This is a genomic window from Phycobacter azelaicus (assembly GCF_014884385.1).
GTDB classification, from domain to species: domain Bacteria; phylum Pseudomonadota; class Alphaproteobacteria; order Rhodobacterales; family Rhodobacteraceae; genus Phycobacter; species Phycobacter azelaicus.
This window is the reverse complement of the sequence record NZ_WKFH01000003.1, coordinates 1,250,868-1,270,072: the sequence shown is the minus strand read 5'-3', so window position 1 is coordinate 1,270,072 and position 19,205 is coordinate 1,250,868. Positions and strand designations below refer to the sequence as shown.

20 protein-coding genes are annotated in these 19,205 nt (G+C 56.4%); 9 read left to right on the top strand and 11 right to left on the bottom strand.

Annotation, left to right across the window (positions count from 1 at the left end; translation table 11 throughout):
- The first annotated feature begins 50 nt into the window (after nt 1-50).
- Entirely contained in the window at nt 51-2,684 is a 2,634-nt protein-coding gene (gene mutS, locus INS80_RS07085; protein ID WP_192964962.1) for a DNA mismatch repair protein MutS, read from the top strand.
- Between the two features lie 52 nt (nt 2,685-2,736).
- On the opposite strand, the gene INS80_RS07080 is transcribed toward mutS, so the two are convergent.
- Together INS80_RS07080 and hrcA are read right to left on the bottom strand one after the other, a co-directional pair.
- A complete protein-coding gene (locus INS80_RS07080; protein ID WP_192964961.1) occupies nt 2,737-3,297 on the bottom strand; it encodes a nucleotide exchange factor GrpE in 561 nt (186 codons plus the stop codon).
- Nucleotides 3,298-3,306: 9 nt separating this feature from the next.
- Nucleotides 3,307-4,371, bottom strand: a complete 1,065-nt coding sequence (hrcA, locus tag INS80_RS07075; RefSeq protein WP_192964960.1) for a heat-inducible transcriptional repressor HrcA — start codon at nt 4,369-4,371, stop codon at nt 3,307-3,309.
- 142 nt (nt 4,372-4,513) lie between these two features.
- Between hrcA and rph the strand changes: the two genes are divergently transcribed.
- Genes rph through INS80_RS07055 form a run of 4 tightly spaced genes read left to right on the top strand, consistent with a single transcriptional unit; the run spans nt 4,514 to nt 7,359 of the window.
- Nucleotides 4,514-5,227: a ribonuclease PH gene (gene rph, locus INS80_RS07070; protein WP_192964959.1), complete on the top strand. Its 714-nt coding sequence runs from the start codon at nt 4,514-4,516 to the stop codon at nt 5,225-5,227.
- A complete protein-coding gene (gene rdgB, locus INS80_RS07065) occupies nt 5,224-5,838 on the top strand; it encodes an RdgB/HAM1 family non-canonical purine NTP pyrophosphatase (protein WP_192964958.1) in 615 nt (204 codons plus the stop codon). Before rph ends, rdgB begins: the two co-directional genes overlap by 4 nt.
- Nucleotides 5,835-7,001, top strand: coding sequence for a radical SAM family heme chaperone HemW (hemW, locus tag INS80_RS07060; protein WP_192964957.1), 1,167 nt, complete (start codon nt 5,835-5,837; stop codon nt 6,999-7,001). The genes rdgB and hemW overlap by 4 nt, the downstream gene beginning before the upstream one ends.
- 4 nt (nt 7,002-7,005) lie before the next feature.
- Nucleotides 7,006-7,359 (top strand): YbaN family protein, encoded by a 354-nt coding sequence (locus INS80_RS07055; protein WP_192964956.1) that lies wholly within the window; start codon nt 7,006-7,008, stop codon nt 7,357-7,359.
- Here the strand turns inward: INS80_RS07055 and INS80_RS07050 are convergent.
- The 7 genes from INS80_RS07050 to INS80_RS07020 form a co-directional block, all read right to left on the bottom strand.
- Nucleotides 7,349-8,245, bottom strand: coding sequence for a ParB/RepB/Spo0J family partition protein (locus INS80_RS07050; RefSeq protein WP_192964955.1), 897 nt, complete (start codon nt 8,243-8,245; stop codon nt 7,349-7,351). The two genes, INS80_RS07055 and INS80_RS07050, sit on opposite strands and share 11 nt — an antisense overlap.
- Before the next feature lie 15 nt (nt 8,246-8,260).
- Entirely contained in the window at nt 8,261-9,070 is an 810-nt protein-coding gene (locus INS80_RS07045) for a ParA family protein (protein ID WP_192964954.1), read from the bottom strand.
- On the bottom strand, nt 9,063-9,677 hold the full coding sequence (rsmG, locus tag INS80_RS07040; RefSeq protein WP_192964953.1) for a 16S rRNA (guanine(527)-N(7))-methyltransferase RsmG: 615 nt from the start codon (nt 9,675-9,677) through the stop codon (nt 9,063-9,065). The genes INS80_RS07045 and rsmG overlap by 8 nt, the downstream gene beginning before the upstream one ends.
- Nucleotides 9,677-11,551, bottom strand: coding sequence for a tRNA uridine-5-carboxymethylaminomethyl(34) synthesis enzyme MnmG (mnmG, locus tag INS80_RS07035; RefSeq protein WP_192964952.1), 1,875 nt, complete (start codon nt 11,549-11,551; stop codon nt 9,677-9,679). The genes rsmG and mnmG overlap by 1 nt, the downstream gene beginning before the upstream one ends.
- Before the next feature lie 12 nt (nt 11,552-11,563).
- Nucleotides 11,564-12,850, bottom strand: coding sequence for a tRNA uridine-5-carboxymethylaminomethyl(34) synthesis GTPase MnmE (gene mnmE, locus INS80_RS07030; protein ID WP_192964951.1), 1,287 nt, complete (start codon nt 12,848-12,850; stop codon nt 11,564-11,566).
- 31 nt (nt 12,851-12,881) lie between these two features.
- Nucleotides 12,882-14,153, bottom strand: coding sequence for a transcription termination factor Rho (gene rho, locus INS80_RS07025; RefSeq protein ID WP_192964950.1), 1,272 nt, complete (start codon nt 14,151-14,153; stop codon nt 12,882-12,884).
- A 184-nt stretch (nt 14,154-14,337) separates the two neighbouring features.
- Nucleotides 14,338-14,793 carry a CopD family protein gene (locus INS80_RS07020; protein ID WP_192964949.1) on the bottom strand — a complete coding sequence of 152 codons (456 nt, stop codon included), beginning with the start codon at nt 14,791-14,793 and terminating at the stop codon, nt 14,338-14,340.
- 416 nt (nt 14,794-15,209) lie between these two features.
- Here INS80_RS07020 and INS80_RS07015 point away from each other — a divergent pair, with 416 nt between their 5' ends.
- Genes INS80_RS07015 through dnaQ form a run of 4 tightly spaced genes read left to right on the top strand, consistent with a single transcriptional unit; the run spans nt 15,210 to nt 17,959 of the window.
- Entirely contained in the window at nt 15,210-15,809 is a 600-nt protein-coding gene (locus tag INS80_RS07015) for a Maf family protein (RefSeq protein WP_192964948.1), read from the top strand.
- On the top strand, nt 15,806-16,639 hold the full coding sequence (locus INS80_RS07010; RefSeq protein WP_192964947.1) for a shikimate dehydrogenase: 834 nt from the start codon (nt 15,806-15,808) through the stop codon (nt 16,637-16,639). The genes INS80_RS07015 and INS80_RS07010 overlap by 4 nt, the downstream gene beginning before the upstream one ends.
- Nucleotides 16,636-17,229, top strand: a complete 594-nt coding sequence (gene coaE / locus INS80_RS07005) for a dephospho-CoA kinase (protein ID WP_192964946.1) — start codon at nt 16,636-16,638, stop codon at nt 17,227-17,229. Before INS80_RS07010 ends, coaE begins: the two co-directional genes overlap by 4 nt.
- On the top strand, nt 17,222-17,959 hold the full coding sequence (gene dnaQ / locus INS80_RS07000; protein ID WP_192964945.1) for a DNA polymerase III subunit epsilon: 738 nt from the start codon (nt 17,222-17,224) through the stop codon (nt 17,957-17,959). Before coaE ends, dnaQ begins: the two co-directional genes overlap by 8 nt.
- Before the next feature lie 75 nt (nt 17,960-18,034).
- Here the strand turns inward: dnaQ and secB are convergent, their stop codons facing one another.
- Complete coding sequence (gene secB, locus INS80_RS06995) at nt 18,035-18,532, bottom strand: protein-export chaperone SecB (RefSeq protein ID WP_192964944.1); 498 nt, start codon at nt 18,530-18,532, stop codon at nt 18,035-18,037.
- A gap of 112 nt (nt 18,533-18,644) precedes the next feature.
- On the bottom strand, nt 18,645-19,166 hold the full coding sequence (locus tag INS80_RS06990; protein WP_192964943.1) for an FxsA family protein: 522 nt from the start codon (nt 19,164-19,166) through the stop codon (nt 18,645-18,647).
- Nucleotides 19,167-19,205 lie beyond the last annotated feature (39 nt).

The window sequence follows — 19,205 nt, the reverse complement described above, 5'->3', positions numbered from 1 at the left end:
TGGACCGTCCGCATTGTAAATGTCGGGCGAACACTTCCGGGGGACCTTTCATGACCGTTACGCCCATGATGGCGCAATATCTCGAGATAAAAGCAGCGCATCCCGATGCGTTGCTTTTTTATCGGATGGGCGATTTCTACGAGATGTTCTTTGAAGACGCGGTCAATGCCGCCGAGGCGCTGGACATTGCCCTGACGAAACGCGGCAAACATGACGGTGAAGACATCCCGATGTGCGGCGTTCCAGTCCACGCCGCCGAAGGGTATCTGCTGACCCTGATCCGCAAGGGCTTCCGCGTTGCCGTGGGCGAACAACTCGAAAGCCCGGCTGAGGCCAAGAAACGTGGCTCCAAATCGGTGGTCAAACGGGATGTAGTGCGGCTGGTGACACCTGGAACGCTGACCGAGGATTCGCTTTTGGAGGCGCGCAGCCACAACTTCCTCGTCTCCTACTCCGAACTCAGGGACGAGGCAGCGCTGGCCTGGGCGGATATCTCAACCGGTGCGTTTCACGTGATGCCAATCGCGCGCGTGCGCCTGTCGCCGGAACTGGCGCGACTGGCCCCGTCGGAACTGATCGTCGCGGACGGTGCAATCCATGACGCCACCCGCCCCCTGGCCGATGAATACAAGATCCCGCTGACCCCGATCGGCAAGGCGAGTTTCGACAGTGCGGCAGCCGAAAAACGCATCTGCGCCCTGTTCAACGTCGGCGCGCTGGATGGCTTTGGCACCTTTTCGCGTGCCGAGGTTTCAGCGATGGGCGCGCTGATTGACTATCTGGAGATCACGCAAAAGGGCAAACTGCCGCTCCTCCAGCCCCCGGTTCAGGAAGCGCAGGACCGGGTGGTACAAATCGATGCCTCCACCCGCGCCAGTCTGGAACTCACACGCTCCCTGTCGGGGGGACGTGCCGGATCGCTCCTGTCGGTCGTAGACCGCACCGTCACCCCCGGTGGGGCGCGACTGCTGGAACAGCGCATGGCAAGCCCGTCACGCAATCTGGATGTGATCAACGCGCGATTAGCTGCACTGGATTTCGCGGTCGAGGCGACGCAGCTTGCCCAAGACATCCGCGCGGCCCTGCGCAAGACGCCGGATCTGGACCGGGCCCTATCGCGCCTTGCGCTAGAGCGGGGCGGCCCCCGCGACCTGGCCGCCATTCGCAACGGGCTGATGCAGGCCGAGAGCATCGCCCAGATGTGCGAGGGGCAGGACCTTCCCGATCTGATCGCAGGCGCGGTGCGCGATCTTTTGGGCTTCGATGAGTTGCTCTCCCTGCTCGATGCGGCGCTGGTAACCGATCCGCCGCTGATGGCGCGCGACGGCGGTTTTATCGCGGCGGGCTATGATCCCGAGCTGGACGAGGCGCGTACCCTGCGCGACGAAGGGCGCTCGATCATCGCCGGGATGCAGCAGAAATACGCCGAGCACACCGGCATCACCTCGCTGAAGATCAAGCACAATAATGTGCTGGGCTATTTCATCGAAACCACCGCGACCCATGCCGACAAGATGCTGTCGGCGCCCTTGTCGGAAACCTATATCCATCGTCAAACTACCGCAAACCAAGTGCGCTTCACCACGGTGGAGCTGAGCGAGATCGAGACCCGTATCCTCAATGCCGGAAACCGCGCCCTTGAGATTGAAAAGCGGCTCTATGAAAGGCTTTCCCGCGCTATTCTCGAGACGGCGGCGCAGCTCAATACCGCGGCGAAAGGGTTGGCAGAACTGGATCTGGTCACCGCTCTGGCCGATCTTGCCCGCGGTGAAAACTGGACGCGGCCCAAGGTGGACACCTCCCGTGCGTTTCACGTGGAGGGCGGGCGCCACCCGGTCGTGGAGCAGGCGCTTCGGCAGCAGGGAGGTGACAGTTTCGTGGCCAACGACTGTGACCTCTCTGCCAGTGATGGCGCGGCCATCTGGTTGCTGACCGGGCCCAACATGGCCGGTAAATCGACTTTCCTCCGCCAAAACGCTCTGATCGCGCTGCTGGCTCAGATGGGCAGCTATGTGCCCGCCGAGACCGCGCATATCGGCCTCGTCAGCCAGTTATTCAGCCGCGTTGGCGCGTCGGACGATCTGGCGCGCGGGCGCTCGACTTTCATGGTGGAGATGGTGGAAACCGCCGCGATCCTGAACCAGGCCGATGATCGCGCGCTGGTGATCCTTGATGAAATCGGGCGCGGCACGGCGACCTATGATGGTCTGTCGATCGCTTGGGCGACGCTGGAACACCTCCATGAGGTGAACCGATCCCGTGCGCTGTTTGCGACGCACTATCACGAGCTGACCCAACTGGCGAACAAGCTTGAGGGCGTCGACAACGCCACCGTCACCGTGAAGGAATGGGAAGGCGAAGTGATCTTCCTGCATGAGGTCAAGAAGGGTGCTGCGGATCGTTCCTATGGTGTACAGGTGGCGCAGCTCGCCGGCCTGCCGCCTTCGGTGGTGGCACGGGCGCGGGATGTGCTCGACATGCTGGAAAAAGGCAGCCGTGAAGGCGCGGGCGCCAAGATCCAGATCGACGATCTGCCGCTCTTTGCCGCCGCGCCGCCGCCACAGCCAAAACCTACCGCAGGCCCTTCACCGTTGGATGAACTACTCAGCGAGATCCACCCGGATGATCTCACGCCACGTGAAGCACTTGAGGCGCTGTATCGCCTGAAAGAGGCCGCAAAATAAGAAAGGCGACCCGCAAGAGCCGCCTTTTCCAATTCTAGCCAATGTATGCCATTTACGCAGGCGTTGAGGAAACCCCGACCTGCGCCGGCCGCAGAAGACGATCGTGCAACATGAAGCCCTCGGCAGAGACCTGAATGATGTCTCCCGCCTTGGTGCCGGGAACCGGGGCTTCGAACATGGCTTCGTGGACCTGCGGGTCGAACTTGTCACCCACCTGCGGTGAGACGATGCGAATGCCGTGCTTTTCAAAGACACCCAGCAGTGCGCGCATGGTCAGCTCCACCCCTTCGATCAAGGCAGCAGAGACTTCCTTTTGCTCGTCCGTGGCAGATTCCACCGCGCGTTTCATGTTATCAAAGACCGGCAGCATGTCGCGCGCCAGTTTGGAGCCACCATATTGCTCAGCCTCGCGGCGCGCCTTGTCGCCGCGCTTGCGGGCGTTTTCGGCATCGGCCAGCGCGCGCATGAAACGGTCCTTGAATTCGTCCCGCTCGGCGCGCAAGGCATCCAGTTCCAGCGCCGCGTCGTCAAACTCTTCGGTCTGTGCCGCCAGCTCTTCCGCTTCGGCATTTGCGATATCGTCCAGAAAATCGTCGTTCTTGGGCTCTGCCATTTTTCACCTCTAACTCCGGTCTGACAGCAATTTGCCGACCAGTTGCGCCGTGTAGTCCACGATGGGCACAATCCGTCCGTAGTTCAGGCGGGTCGGGCCAATCACCCCAACCGCACCAATCACCTTTCGATCCGCGTTCATATATGGAGACACCACCAAAGAGGAACCCGAAAGTGAGAAAAGTTTGTTTTCCGAGCCAATAAAAATGCGCACGCCTTCGCCTTCCTCGGTGAGTTCGAGGAATTCGGCGATATCCTGCTTGCGCTCCAGATCGTCAAACAGGCTACGGATCAGATCCAACTCCTTGGTGACGCCATCCTCGGCCAAAAGATTCGCGCGGCCCCTCACGATCAGCCGGGCCTGATCGCTGCCATTGTCTTCCCAAGCGGCAAGACCGCTTTCGATCAGATCATGCGCCAGGTTATCAATCTCTTGCCGACGGGCGGTGATCTCTTCCTGCATATCCCGGCGCACATCACTAAGCGTGCGCCCCTCGACCAAGGCATTGAGAAAATTCGCCGCCTCGCGCATCGAACTGGGGGTCTGACCCGGCGGCGGCGTGAACAGGCGGTTTTCGACGTGGCCATCGGAAAAGACCAGCACCACCATTGCCCGGTCATGACCCAGAGAGACGAATTCGATATGACGGATCTCTGCCTCATGTTTCGGAGTCAGCACCAGCGATGCACCCTGCGTCACACCAGACAATGCCGCGCCGACGCGATCCAACATACCGCTGACATCGCCAGAGTTGCGACCCAAAGTGGCGTCGATCTTTTCACGGTCCTGGGCTTTCAGATCTTCGACTTCCAGCAGGCTGTCCACGAACATCCGCAGACCCAGCTGCGTCGGCACCCGCCCGGCGCTGATATGCGGGCTGTCGAGAAGACCGAGAAACTCCAGATCCTGCATCACATTGCGCACGGTCGCCGCGCTGACCTTTTCGCTCAGCGACCGGGTCAATGTCCGGCTGCCAACGGGATCGCCGCTTTCCAGATAGGATTCAACCACCGCCCGGAACACATCCCGCGAGCGGTCATTCATGTCTTTCAGGATATCATTTGCATCTGTCATGAGCATTTCAGCAGTTGAACGCTATATAGATAGGAACTCATTTCCGGATTGCCATTAAAGAGCCCTGCGCGCAAAGGTCAATCATGCTTGCATCCATCGCACCCGCAGGGCTATCCGAAGGCCAGCAACAAAAGGATATTCCATGCGACCCTCTGGACGACAACTGAACGAGATGCGCCCCATTTCCATCGAAACCGGATTTACCAAACATGCCGAAGGGTCCTGCCTGATCAAGGTTGGCGACACTCACGTTCTGTGCACCGCCACAATCGAGGACCGTGTACCGCCATTCATCAAGGGGTCGGGCCTTGGTTGGGTGACTGCAGAATACGGTATGCTGCCCCGCGCCACCAACACCCGGATGCGCCGTGAGGCTGCGGCTGGTAAACAAGGCGGACGTACAGTGGAAATCCAACGCCTGATCGGCCGTGCCCTGCGCGCTGGTGTTGACCGCGTCGCGCTGGGTGAACGTCAGATCAGCATCGACTGCGACGTACTGCAAGCCGATGGCGGTACGCGCTGCGCATCGATCACCGGCGGCTGGGTCGCTTTGCGGCTGGCGGTGAACAAACTGATGAAGGCTGGCGATGTGTCGGTCGATCCATTGATCGATCCCGTCGCCGCCGTGTCCTGTGGGATCTATGCCGGGCAGCCCGTGCTTGATCTGGACTACCCCGAAGATTCTGAAGCCGGCGTAGATGGCAACTTTATCATGACCGGATCGGGCAAGCTGATCGAAGTGCAGATGTCTGCGGAAGGGTCAATGTTCTCGCGCGATCAGATGAACAACCTGATGGATCTGGCAGCGCAAGGCACCGCCGAGCTCGCCGAAATGCAAAAGGCAGCCTGCGCATGACCCGCAAGTTCGAAGGCGACCGGTTGCTGGTCGCCACCCATAACAAAGGCAAGCTCGAGGAGATGGCGCATCTCCTCGAACCCTTTGGCGTCTCGGTCGTGGGCGCGGCCGAGATGAACCTCCCCGAACCGGAAGAGACCGAAGATACATTCGTCGGCAACGCCCGGATCAAGGCCCATGCAGCGGCCAAGGCAACCAGCCTCCCTGCCCTGTCAGACGATTCTGGCATCACCATCGACGCGCTGGATGGCGCGCCCGGTGTCTATACCGCGGACTGGGCTGAGACCGGGAATGGCCGCGATTTCATGGTGGCGATGACTCGCGCCCATGAGGAACTGGAAGCCAAGAACGCGCTGCATCCCCGCACAGCGCAATTTCGATGCACCTTGGTCCTTGCATGGCCTGATGGACATGACGAAGTCTTTGAAGGCGTGGCGCCCGGTCACCTGGTCTGGCCGATCCGCGGCGCCGAGGGCTTTGGCTATGATCCAATGTTCGTGCCTGATGGGCATGACGTGACCTTTGCGGAAATGGACCGCTGGGAGAAAAACAAGATCAGCCACCGCGCCGATGCGGTGTCAAAGTTCATCAAGGGTTGTTTCGGTGAATGACCGATCTGGTAGATGACTGGCGCAACGGGGGCTTTGGCCTTTACGTGCATTGGCCCTTTTGCCAGGCTAAATGCCCCTATTGCGATTTCAACAGCCATGTCACCGCTAATATTGATCAAAAACAATGGGTTGAAGCATATCTTCAGGAGTTGGCACGCACGCCTGAAGCCCTGCGCGGCCGAGTGCTGAACACAATCTTCTTTGGTGGTGGCACGCCATCCCTCATGCATCCAGATACCGTCGCCGCCGTGATTGATGCGGCACGTGACATCTGGCCCTTTGCCAACGATATCGAAATCTCTCTTGAGGCCAATCCTGGATCCGTCGAGGCAGGTCGTTTTGCCGGGTATCGTGATGCCGGGGTCAATCGCATCTCAATGGGTATACAGGCGCTCAATGATGAAGACCTGCGCCGCCTGGGCCGTATCCATTCGGTTGCCGAGGCACGGTCGGCCTTCGACATTGCCCGCGACTGTTTCGATCGTGTCAGCTTTGATCTGATCTACGCCCGCCAGGGTCAAACACCCCAAGCCTGGGAGGCAGAGCTGCAAGAGGCCCTGTCGATGGCCGTGGACCACCTGTCGCTTTATCAGCTGACCATCGAGGACGGCACCGCCTTCGGGGACCGCTATGCTCGTGGTAAGCTGCGCGATCTGCCCAGCGACGACAGTGCCGCCGACATGTACCAGCTGACGCAGGACATCTGCACGGCCCACGGCATGCCGGCCTATGAAGTCTCCAACCACGCCCGCCCCGGTGCGGAGAGTCGCCATAACAAGATCTACTGGCAATATGGAGACTATCTGGGCATCGGACCCGGCGCCCATGGTCGCATTACGATTGATGGCACACGCTATGCCACGGAAACCTATCGTGCGCCCGGCGCCTGGCTGGATGCCGTGGCCAGGGGCAGCGGTGAAACGATGCGTGATCCCCTTAAGCGAGAAGAGGCCGCCGTGGAGCTTCTGATGATGGGTCTGCGTCTGACCGAAGGTGTCGACATTTCTCGCTATGAAAGCCTGGCCGGGATCACGCTCGAAAAAGAGCGTCTTGATCACCTTGCCAACATGGGAATGGTGGCTATTTCAGGTCAAAGGCTGCGCGCAACGGATCAGGGGCGTGCCGTGCTGAATGCAATCCTGCGGGAATTATTGGTGGACTGAACGGATGCGCTACATCTACGCCAGCTTGGGGATGCTGTGCCTGGGCATTGGTCTGGTCGGTATTCCTGTCCCTTTGCTCCCAACTGTACCCTTCCTATTGCTTGCAACATTCTTCTTCGCAAACTCCTCAGAACGGCTTCACAACTGGATGATTACCCATCAGACATTCGGACCAATGATTCAGGATTGGCACGAAAACGGCGCCATCCGTCCAACCGCAAAAAAGGCGGCAACCGGTTCAATTGCCGCCGTCTTTTTACTGTCTCTGGCTCTGGGTCTTTCGTTCCGTGTGTTGGCTATTCAAGCCGTCGTGCTATCATGCGTCCTGATCTTTATCTGGACCCGTCCTAACGGCTAAGCAGATTGCACAACTCATCCAGCTGATCCAGCGTATCGTAGCTGATGGTGACCGATCCGGATTCGCCGCCCGGCTTGTGATCGATGGAGACCTTCATCCGCAGCACGGCAGACAGATCGCCTTCAAGCGCGCGCGTGTCAGCATCTTTCTCCATCTCTTTACGCGGTTTCTTGGCACCTGATGACGGCGTGTCCCCTGCCGCATCTTTTTTGACCAGGTTCTCGGTCGCACGAACCGACAGGCCGCCCTTCACAATTTTTTTCGCCAGATCCGACGCATTATCGGATGTGATCAGGGCACGAGCATGGCCAGCCGACAGCTTCCGATCCTGTACGAGCTGCTGAACGTCCGGCGGCAGATGCAAAAGTCGCACTAAATTGGCAATGTGACTGCGGCTTTTACCCAGCGCTTCAGCCATCCGCTCCTGAGTGTGGCCGAATTTCTCCATCAATTGCTTGTAGCTTTGGGCCTCTTCCATTGCATTCAGATCAGACCGCTGAATGTTTTCGATGATCGCAACTTCGAGCATTTCAAGGTCATCATAGTCCCGGATCAGGACCGGAACCTCATGCAGCTGTGCCGCCTGGGCCGCACGCCAGCGCCGTTCACCCGCAACGATTTCGTATATACCACCATCGCGAGGCCGCACGATCAGCGGCTGCAGAACACCCTTTTCCTTGATCGAAGCAGTCAGATCATCCAGATCTTCCTGCAAAAACTGGCGTCGTGGCTGATCCGGGTTGGCTGTTACCTTCTCGATTGGAACCAGAACTTCTGCATTACGTGGTGCCTCAGTCCGTGTGCTTACGGGATCAGGATTTACATCTGCCATCAGTGCGGACAATCCGCGACCCAAGCCGCGTGGTTTGTTCTTTTTTTCTGTCATAGTGCCCTCCCCGGTTTACGCTGCAAGCTTTTGCTGGTTGGCGATCACTTCCTCAGCCAATGCTCGGTACGCCCGAGCGCCAAGAGAATTCGTATCGTAGTTCAAGACCGGCAAGGCATACGACGGTGCCTCACTGACCCTCACGTTTCTGGGGATAACGGTCCGAAACACCAACTCACCAAGATTGTCCCGCGCATCCTGTTCTACCTGCTGTGACAGATTGTTTCGCCGGTCGTACATGGTCAGAACGACACCTTCGATCCGCAGATCTGGGTTGGCAGCCTGGCGGACTTCGCGAATTGTAAGCATGAGTTGGGAAACGCCTTCGAGGGCAAAAAATTCACTCTGTAACGGGATCAGAACAGAATGCGCTGCAACCATTGCATTCACAGTCAACAGGTTCAAAGACGGCGGGCAGTCGATCAGGATGTAATCCCAATCGTAGTCATCCATGGCCGTCTGCCGTAGCGCATCATGCAGAAGAAAGCTGCGCTTTTCGTTTGCAAACAACTCAATATCCGCCGAGCTGAGATCAACAGTCGCTGGTATCACACAAAGATCTTCAATTTCGGTCGCACGAATGACCTCTGTCAGGGGCGCATCATCCACCAGCAGATCATAGGTGGTATAATCTCGATCTTCGGGATCAATCCCGAGACCAGTAGAGGCGTTACCCTGGGGATCCAGATCCACCACAAGCACGCGCATTCCGGTCTCGACAAGAGCGGCTGCAAGGTTAATTGCCGTTGTTGTCTTTCCCACTCCACCCTTTTGATTAGCAACCGCTATGATACGGGGCCCATCCGGGCGGGATAAGTCAGACACGAGCAACTCCCTCTATTCTTAGTAAGACCGCGTCGGGTTCAGTTAAACTTGTAATCGCTTCGAGATCGAAGCGCCATCGCTGCTGCGCGTTATCCACTTCTTTTTTCCAGTTTGCACCCTTTGGAAACACAGCGATACCATTGGGATCAAGGTGTTGTTCGGAAAACTCTAAAAGTTTCGATAAATCGGCAAGAGCCCGTGCAGACAAGACACCAGCTTGCTGCGGCGAGCACGATTCGATTCTCTTGGAGATCACTTCTATGTTGGCACCGCATTCCCTCGCAGCCGTGCGGAGAAAGGCAGCCTTACGCTGGTCAGATTCGATCAGGGTAACGCGTGTGTCTGGATTTTCTACCGAGGCCATGATGCCAACGATCAGCCCAGGCAAGCCCCCACCACTACCGAGATCTACCCAATGGTCTGGCGTCGGGACGCATCGGAAGACCTGAACAGAATCAATAATGTGGCGGTTCCAAATATCTGGCACGCTATGGCGAGAGATGAGATTGATTTTTGAGTTCCACTTCTTGAGGACGGACTCATATATTTTGAGACGCTCAATTGTTTCACGTGAAACACTCAGTTGATCAAGAAGTCCTCCAGCCATTATGCAAATTTGCTCCGCGACGAACCATCCTTACGAATCCTCGCCAGCAGAAGCGCCAGCGCCGCTGGGGTCATACCATCTACACGCGCGGCCTGAGCGAGGCTCTGCGGGCGCGCCAACTTGAGCTTCTGCTGCAGCTCATTGGACAGGCCTTCTATTCCTTCAAACACAAAACTATCCGGTATCAGCATCTCCTCATCTCGCTGAAGAGCCTCGATCTCACGATTTTGCCGCTCTATATAGTTTGCGTAAAGCGCATCCCTCTCGATTTGCTTCCGGATTTCCAGATCGACACCCGAAAGTTCTGGCACAAGTGGCACAATATCTTCGAAATTAACATTTGGGAAAGCCAACACATCCATACCAGTCCTTTTCTTTCCGTCCTGGTTAATCGATATTCCGGCTTCCGCTATGGTCTTGGGAGAGTAAGACTTCGAGACCAACTTTTCACGCGTCGAAATGAGCTTTTCCTGTTTGGATCGAAACAAAGCCTGGCGATCAGCGCCCACGCAGCCGATCTCCATTCCAAGAGGTGTTAACCTTTGATCTGCGTTGTCCGCCCGCAAAGACAACCTAAATTCTGCACGCGATGTGAACATCCGATATGGCTCAGTCACACCATTGGTGGTCAGGTCGTCAATCATCACACCGATATAGCTACCCGACCGGCCAAAGATGACCGCATCCTTACCCTGACTGTGCCGAGCGGCGTTTAGTCCTGCCACAAGCCCCTGGGCGGCGGCCTCTTCATAACCGGTCGTCCCGTTTATTTGTCCGGCAAGATATAGCCCCGAAACATTCTTCAACTCCAACGCCAAAGTCAAAGCCCGTGGATCTACATAATCATATTCGATGGCATACCCGGGTTGGAGGATTTTGGCATTCTCCAAACCGAAAATCGAGCGGACATAGTCCTCCTGGACCTCAACAGGCAAACTCGTCGAAATCCCGTTTGGATAGACCGTATCATCAGACGCGCCTTCTGGCTCCAGAAAGATCTGATGAGAAGTTTTGTCCGCGAACCGCACAATCTTGTCTTCAATCGATGGGCAGTAACGCGGCCCGATACCTTCAATGTGGCCCCCATACATCGCTGAACGCTTGAGGTTCGATCGGATAATGTCGTGAGTCCTCTCATTTGTATGAGTAATCCCACAGGACACCTGAGGTGCTGATGTTTCTTTGGACATGAAGGAAAAAAAGACGGGATCTTCATCGCCCGGCTGCATCTCCAGAGCGTCCCACCGAATCGTTTTTCCATCCAGCCTGGGTGGTGTCCCTGTCTTCAGTCTGCCAAGCGGTAGGTCAAAGCTATCCAAGCGATCCGCCAGTTGAACCGATGGCTTGTCGCCCATGCGTCCACCGGGCCGGGATTCGTCACCAATGTGGATCACACCTCGCAGAAATGTGCCCGATGTTAGAACGACTGCATGCGACACAACTTCGCTGCCGTCTGCAAGAACGACACCCGTTACCGTGTCTCCTTTCATTAGGAAGTCGACGACTTCGGCCTCGATGATGTCAAGGTTAGCCTGCTGCTCTGTAATCCTGAGCATCTCTGTCCGGTAAATGGCGCGGTCGGATTGGGCCCTCGGTCCCTGAACAGCAGGACCCTTTCGTCGATTCAGCAACCTGAACTGAATACCTGCGACATCGGCGACTTTTCCCATCACACCATCAAGTGCATCAATCTCCCGAACCAGATGACCTTTTCCGAGGCCTCCAATGGCTGGATTACAGGACATTACACCAATACCGGCCCTCTTCAGGGTAACCAAAGCCGTACGCGCACCCAGTCGTGCGGCTGCATGGGCTGCCTCGGTCCCGGCGTGACCTCCGCCAATAACGATTACATCATAATCCGAATGTTTCACGTGAAACACTCCCTACTTCCCAAGACAGAAACTGGAGAAGATCTCATCCAGCAAGTTTTCAACACCAATCCGACCAACAAGACGCTCAAGAGCGCGGATAGCTGCTCGCAGATCTTCAGCAACCAATTCATAACAGTGAGGACCAAGCTCAAGCGTTTTCGCAGCACTATTTAGGTGATTCAAAGCGGCAGACAACGCATCCTGGTGCCGTTTCCTCGTCGCCACCCCTGCTTGGAAGGAACGCTGTTTAAGAACAGACGACACATGGTCGACAAGTTCATCAACGCCCTGTCCCGTTTTTCCGGATATCCCTGGCCCGTCAAAGGACTTCTTGTCAATCTTCGGAATCAACCGAATATCATCAGGTCGCATATCAATATCCAGGGTTTCGTGGGGATCAGCAAGAAAAACACGAAGATCCGCCCGTTCTGCCCGTTCCTTCGCACGGGCGATACCGATGCTTTCGACGTGATCATCTGTTTCCCTCAAACCCGCCGTATCCAAAAGCGTAATCGGCAAACCTGCGAGATCCATCCTGACTTCGATAATATCGCGGGTCGTCCCCGCGTATTCAGAAGTAATTGCGGCGTCTCGACCCGCCAGCGCATTCAAAAGCGTCGACTTTCCAACGTTCGGAGCACCGACAATAGCAACCTCAAAGCCCGTTCTGATCCTCTCGGCAATTTGAACACCAGCGACTTCGGCTTCAAGATCCTTTCTAACCCCCGACAAAAGCGCCGCCACTTCGGGCGTCACATCCACTGGCACCTCTTCGTCCGCAAAATCAATTGTGACTTCAATCAACGATGCCGCCCTGATCAAATCACTTCGCCAACGGTCGGCCAAATCACCCAACGCCCCAGACAGGACAAGTTGAGCCTGCACTCTTTGCGCTTCGGTTTCTGCGTCGATTAGGTCGGCAAGGCCTTCCACTTGCGCCAGATCCAGATTTCCATTTTCAAGCGCCCGCCGGGTAAATTCACCCGGCTCTGCCAAACGAAGCTGATCCAGTTGTCCAAGGCGATCAAGCACAGCAGAAACCACAGCAGTACTGCCATGTGTTTGAAATTCAACAACATCTTCGCCCGTAAAGCTGTTTGGAGCCTTAAAGGTGAGAACGAGCGCTTCATCCAAAATTCCGCCAGATGCATCCCTCAAACGCCGCAATCCACGGCCAGGGGCAGGCATCGACGAGCCGCAGATTTCCTCGATTGTGGCCAGCGAATCTGGACCGGACACCCGGACCACGGCAACCCCGGCCTTCCCCTGGGCAGAGGCCAACGCAAAGATCGTATCCATGGGAGGCCTTCCTTTCTTTGAAACCTAAGGCCTAGGTGTTCATAGAGTCGAAAAACTCTGAGTTCGTCTTGGTTTGCTTAAGCTTTGACAACAGGAACTCGATAGCATCAGTCGTCCCCATCGGATTCAAGATTCGACGCAAAACAAAGGTCTTAGCCAAGTCGGCCTTATCAACGAGCAGGTCTTCTTTCCGCGTACCCGACTTGAGAATGTCAATGGCCGGGAAGACGCGTTTATCGGCAATTTTGCGATCCAGAACCAGTTCAGAGTTACCTGTACCTTTGAATTCTTCAAAGATGACTTCATCCATACGGCTACCGGTATCGATCAGAGCGGTGGCGATGATGGTTAGAGACCCACCTTCCTCGATGTTGCGTGCAGCGCCAAAGAAACGTTTCGGCCGCTGCAGGGCGTTCGCATCCACACCACCGGTCAGAACCTTGCCCGACGAGGGAACAACGGTATTGAACGCGCGTCCAAGTCTTGTGATCGAATCCAGAAGGATCACAACATCTCGTTTATGTTCTACAAGACGCTTGGCCTTTTCGATGACCATTTCCGACACCGCCACGTGACGGGTTGCGGGCTCGTCAAAGGTGGAGGAGACAACCTCGCCCTTCACAGACCGCTGCATGTCGGTGACTTCTTCGGGCCGTTCATCGATCAAGAGAACAATCAGGTAGCACTCCGGGTGATTTTTCTCGATCGAATGCGCGATATTTTGCAGGATAACGGTCTTACCGGTCCGCGGCGGCGCGACGATCAGCGAACGCTGGCCCTTCCCGATGGGCGCGACCAGGTCGATCACGCGGGCCGATTTGTCTTTGATGGTGGGATCTTCGATCTCCATCTTCAGACGCTCATCAGGGTAAAGCGGCGTGAGGTTGTCGAACGCAATCTTGTGACGCGCCTTCTCAGGCTCTTCGAAATTGATCTTTGTCACGTTTGTCAGGGCGAAATAACGCTCGTTTTCCAGCGGTGCCTTGATCTGACCTTCAACCGTATCCCCTGTACGCAATGAATACTGGCGGATCATTTCCGGGGAAACATAGATGTCATCCGGACCCGGCAGATAGTTCGCCTCGGGTGAGCGCAGGAAACCGAAACCGTCTTGTAGAACTTCCAACACACCGTCGCCGCCGATATCCCAGCCTTCATCCGCGCGTTCGCGCAGGATCTGGAACATCATCTCGCCCTTGCGCATGGTCGAGGCGTTCTCGATCTCCAGCTCCTCGGCCATAGACAACAGGTCCTTTGGGCTTTTTGCTTTGAGATCGGACAGATTGAGGGATTGAGCGGTCATACACATACAGCCTTTGCAGCCCTGATGTTCAGGGAGAGGTGTCATTTTGAATTCGGAAGACACGAGTGCCCGGACGGGCCCGTTAGTCGCCATTCATAGGGATATGTCGCTACTGAGTCAAACCCCGACTGTATGGCGCTCTTTTGGGTCTCTTAACGCCGATTCAACATCTCCGCGAGGGACGTCAGAACTTGAAGATCACCGAAACCACGATGATCACCATGAACAGAGTTGGAACTTCATTCATCATTCGGAATTGGCGCCCCGTCAGCGTGTTGCGGTCTTTCTCAAAGTCATTGATGCGCCGCTTCAGCCAGATGTGAAACCAGGTCATTCCAATCACACTGGCTGCTTTTGTCCATGGCCAGATCGACGACCAGTCTACAAAACCCGGAGTGAAAGCAATGAACAGGCCAGCCACCCAGGCGGTGTGCATGGCTGGGCTCATGATCACTTTCATCAGTTTGCGCTCCATCGTCAGAAAGATCGGAATGGCATCCTGCACCTTCTCAGCCTGCTCCACATGATACACAAACAGACGTGGGAGATAAAAAAGACCGGCCATCCAGCTGAGCACCGCCATGATGTGAAGGGACTTTGCGTATGGGTAAAGGACATACATCCAATCAGTCAGGTTCATGGTCGATCTCTTTTCTGCGTTCTCGTGAGGCACCCTAAAATAATAAAGAAAGATTTAAAGGATGATGTTTTTGTAGGGCGCAAGGATTTCCGTGGATTATCGAGTCCTTCCCCCGCATATCCCCAGCATGGAAAAACCTCCATGTGTCACATTGGGTCAAAGGTGAATAATCTCCTAACAGCCTTGTTTTTATGACCTATTAAGCTTTGATTAACCAGGGTAAACATGGGGATAACCCCGGGATGATTTCTGAAGACCAGAGATATCCACGATCCAAGAGTTATCCCAATCCACGCGGGACGACTCAGGGCACAGTCGGGATGAAATCGAGGTTCTGGCTGTGGGCTTGCCAAATGGCCTGAAAACCATACAAAACATTCCAATACTGTGAACCGATTTCCCACGGGGTTTTCCACATGACTGCCCACATAGTGTTGGCCTCCGGCTCCGAGATCAGGGCTCATCTTCTGCGTCAGGCGGGTATTGAATTTGCCCAGGATATACCGCGGCTGGATGAGGATAGCATAAAAGCTGCCCTTTTGGCTGAAGAGGCCCCGCCGCGCGACATCGCTGATGCCCTGGCCGAGGCAAAGGCGCGCAAGATCAGCGCGAAACACCCTGGATCCATAGTCATCGGATGCGATCAGGTGCTTGATTTCAAGGGACGATTGCTGTCGAAGCCTAAGACACCAGAAGAAGCGCTGTCTCAACTCAGCGAAATGCGCGGCCATCGGCACATGCTTCTGTCTGCGGCAGTGATCTACCGCGATGGTGAGCCCTTGTGGCGCCACGTGGGACAGGTGCGACTTCTGATGCGCAAGGCTTCGGACGAATACCTACAGGGGTATGTCACCCGCAACTGGGATAGCATCCGCAATGCGGTTGGCGCCTATAAACTGGAAGAGGAAGGCGTGAGGCTCTTTGCCAGCATCGAGGGAAGCTATTTTAACGTTTTGGGATTACCGCTGACTGAACTTATAAACTACCTGGGACTGCAGGGAGTTATCGATCAATGAGTCTTGCCAAGATACCTCTGGCCGGGGTCATCGGATGCCCGGTGGCCCATTCGCGGTCTCCGCAGATCCAGAACCACTGGCTGCGAACCTATGGGATCGATGGGTATTACATGCCCATGCACGTTGAACCGCAGGATCTGGAAACAGTAATTCGCAGTCTGCCAAAGGCGGGGTTTGTCGGGGCCAACATTACCCTGCCCCATAAAGAAGCCGTGATGCAGATTGCTGACAAGGTCACGGATCGCGCCACACTCATGGGGGCTGCCAATACGCTGATCTTCCGTCAGGATGGATCTATTCTTGCTGATAATACAGATGGTTACGGATTCATAACCAACCTTCATCAGGGTGCCCCCGATTGGAAACCGAATGCCGGCCCGGCCTTGGTTCTGGGGGCCGGTGGGGCTTGTCGCGCGGTGATCGCCTCCTTGGTTGAGGCCGGCGTGCCCGAAATCATGCTGTCCAATCGAACTCGCGAACGCGCAGACCAGTTGCGCAGTGAGTTCGGCAAACGGATCCGCGTGGTCGACTGGATTCAAGCTGGCAATGCGGTCGAGGAAGCCTCCCTTGTGGTCAACGCCACCTCGCTCGGGATGGAGGGAAAGCGCCCGTTGCGGGTGCCGATGGATGGGTTGCAGTCATCCTGTGTTGTCACCGACCTTGTCTATACCCCGCTCGAGACCGATCTGATCAAGGCGGGCAAAGAGGCCGGCTGTACCGTTGTCGATGGTCTCGGGATGCTGCTTCACCAGGCTGTTCCGGGGTTTGAACGTTGGTTCGGTCAACGGCCCAAGGTGGATGAGGACACCCGTGCGGCGGCGTTGGCATGACGTTTTCTCTGGGTCTGACCGGCTCGATCGGCATGGGCAAAAGCACCACGGCCAAAATCTTTGCCGAGCTTGGCTGCGCGGTTTGGGATGCGGATGCGGCGGTGCATCGTCTTTATGCCGTTGGCGGCGCTGCTGTCTCTCCGATGTCAGCAGCCTTTCCCGAGGCGATCAAGGATGGAATGGTGGATCGCAGCGCGCTGAAAAAGATCATCTCCCGCGACCCTTCTGCCCTGTCCGTGATCGAAAAGATTGTGCACCCTTTGGTGGCCGACGACCGCGCGGAATTCCGTCGCACCGCAGGCAGCGACGTCCTTATCTTTGATATTCCACTGCTTTTTGAAACTGGTGGCGACGCGGCAATGGATGCGGTCGCCTGCGTCTGGGTCGATGCAGAAACCCAGAAACAGCGGGTCTTGGATCGCGGCACCATGACGGTTGAGCAATTCACCCAGATCCTGCAAAAACAGATGCCAATCGAAGAGAAACGCGCCCGCGCCGATTATGTGATCGAGACTGACACTCTGGAACATGCGCGCGCGCAGGTGGAAGAAATCCTGAAAGACATCAGGGGAAAGATGGCAGATGCGTGAGATCGTTCTGGACACCGAGACGACCGGTTTTGATCCCTTCACCGGCGACCGCATTGTCGAAATCGGTGCGGTGGAACTTTATAACCACATGCCCACTGGCAAGACCTACCACGAGTACATCAACCCTGAACGGGACATGCCAGAGGAAGCTTTTGGCGTCCATGGGATCGGTCCCGACCTCCTTAGCCCGCCGCAGCCCCCTGCCCCCGGTGCGGTGACTCTTCGGGACAAGCCGGTCTTTGCCAAGATCGGTCAGAGTTTCCTCGATTTTGTCGGTGATGCGCGGCTGGTGATCCACAACGCCAGCTTTGACATGAAGTTCCTCAATGCGGAGCTTGGCTGGATGAACCTGCCTCAGCTCCCGATGGATCAGGCCATCGACACGCTGGCCATGGCACGCAAACGGTTTCCTGGTTCCCCTGCCACGCTGGATGCCCTGTGCCGACGGTTCAATATAGACAACTCCAACCGGACCTTGCATGGCGCGCTGCTGGACTCCGAAATCCTGGCCGAAGTTTATCTCGAACTGATAGGTGGTCGACAGCCGGATTTTGGCCTGTCTACGGCGGGCAGTGGTGGATCGCAGTCAGGATCGGCCGAGCAGGACTGGCGCCCTGCACCGCGTCCAACCCCCCTGCCCTCGCGCCTGACCGCCGAGGAAAAAGCCGCTCATGACGCCTTTGTCGAAAAGATGGGCGATGGCGCCCTCTGGGCGTCCGTTCAGTCCTGATACTCATCCACCAACCAAAGAAAAACGCTGCCGAATTGATCGGCAGCGCTCTGATTTTCTTCACAGTAAGAGGGTTTACTGCTGCGGTTGGGTTTCTGCCTGACGGCGGGCCAGCTCGTTGCGGTAGATCGCAACAAAATCGATATTGTCGAGGTTCAGCGGCGGGAAGCCACCGTCGCGGGTCACGTCCGAAACGATGCGGCGCAGGAACGGGAAAGTCATGCGCGGGCATTCGATCAGCAGAAACGGATGCAGCTGCTCATCCGGCACGCCCTGGATATTGAAAACGCCAACATATTCGATTTCCAGAACAAACAGGACTTCTCCGCCTTCCTTGTTCTTGGATTCGACGGTCAGCTTGGTCATCACTTCGAACTGGTTTTCAGCCGCGCGCTTCTTTGCGTCGAGGTTCACCTGAACGTTTACGTCGGGCTGCACTTCTCCGCCCGCGCCTTTTTGCGCCATCACGTTTTCGAATGACATGTCGCGGATGAACTGACCCAGAATGTTCATCTGGACTTGGGGCTGCTGCGGGGCTTCTGCTGCGCCCTCGGGGGTGCCGTTTTCGGCCATGGAGATACTCCTGAAATATGATTTTGCGCATTGCTTAGCAGCTTGTTGCGGGTACCTCAACGGTCACGCAGGCCGGGTTTGACGGTGCTTTGAAAGCGGGACAAAAAAGCCGTCAGTCCGGACCCTTGACCCAGCCGGATGGGCGGTCGGGCTCATCGCGCGGCGTAACGTCCTGAAAATCCCCGTCGATCACGTCACCTTGGCCCTGCGCACGGTGTGAATCTCGCGCAGAGCGCGGATCGCGGTGATAGGCCTGACCGTGCGTGGTGCCCATCTCAAAGTGAGATACGGTGATCCGAGAGCGAAGATGCCGTATGACGGCAAGACGCACTGGCGGCATCAACAATGCAAATCCAACAGCGTCGGTAAAGAAACCTGGTGTCAAAAGCAGCGCGCCGGCAAAGAGGATCATTGCTCCATGAGCAAGCGGCTCGGCCGGATCCGACAAAGTCTGGAATGAGGACCGAAGCTGACCCATCGCCAACCGCCCCTGTGAGCGCACCAAATATGTGCCGAAGATCGCGGTCAAAACCACGATTGCCAGGGTAGGCCACAGGCCAATCAAACCGCCAACTTGGATGAAAAGAGCGATTTCAATCAGAGGCACCATCAAAAAGGCCAGAAAAAGATACATCTTGGGGTCCTTTGAACTTGCGCTGGATGGTGGACTTGG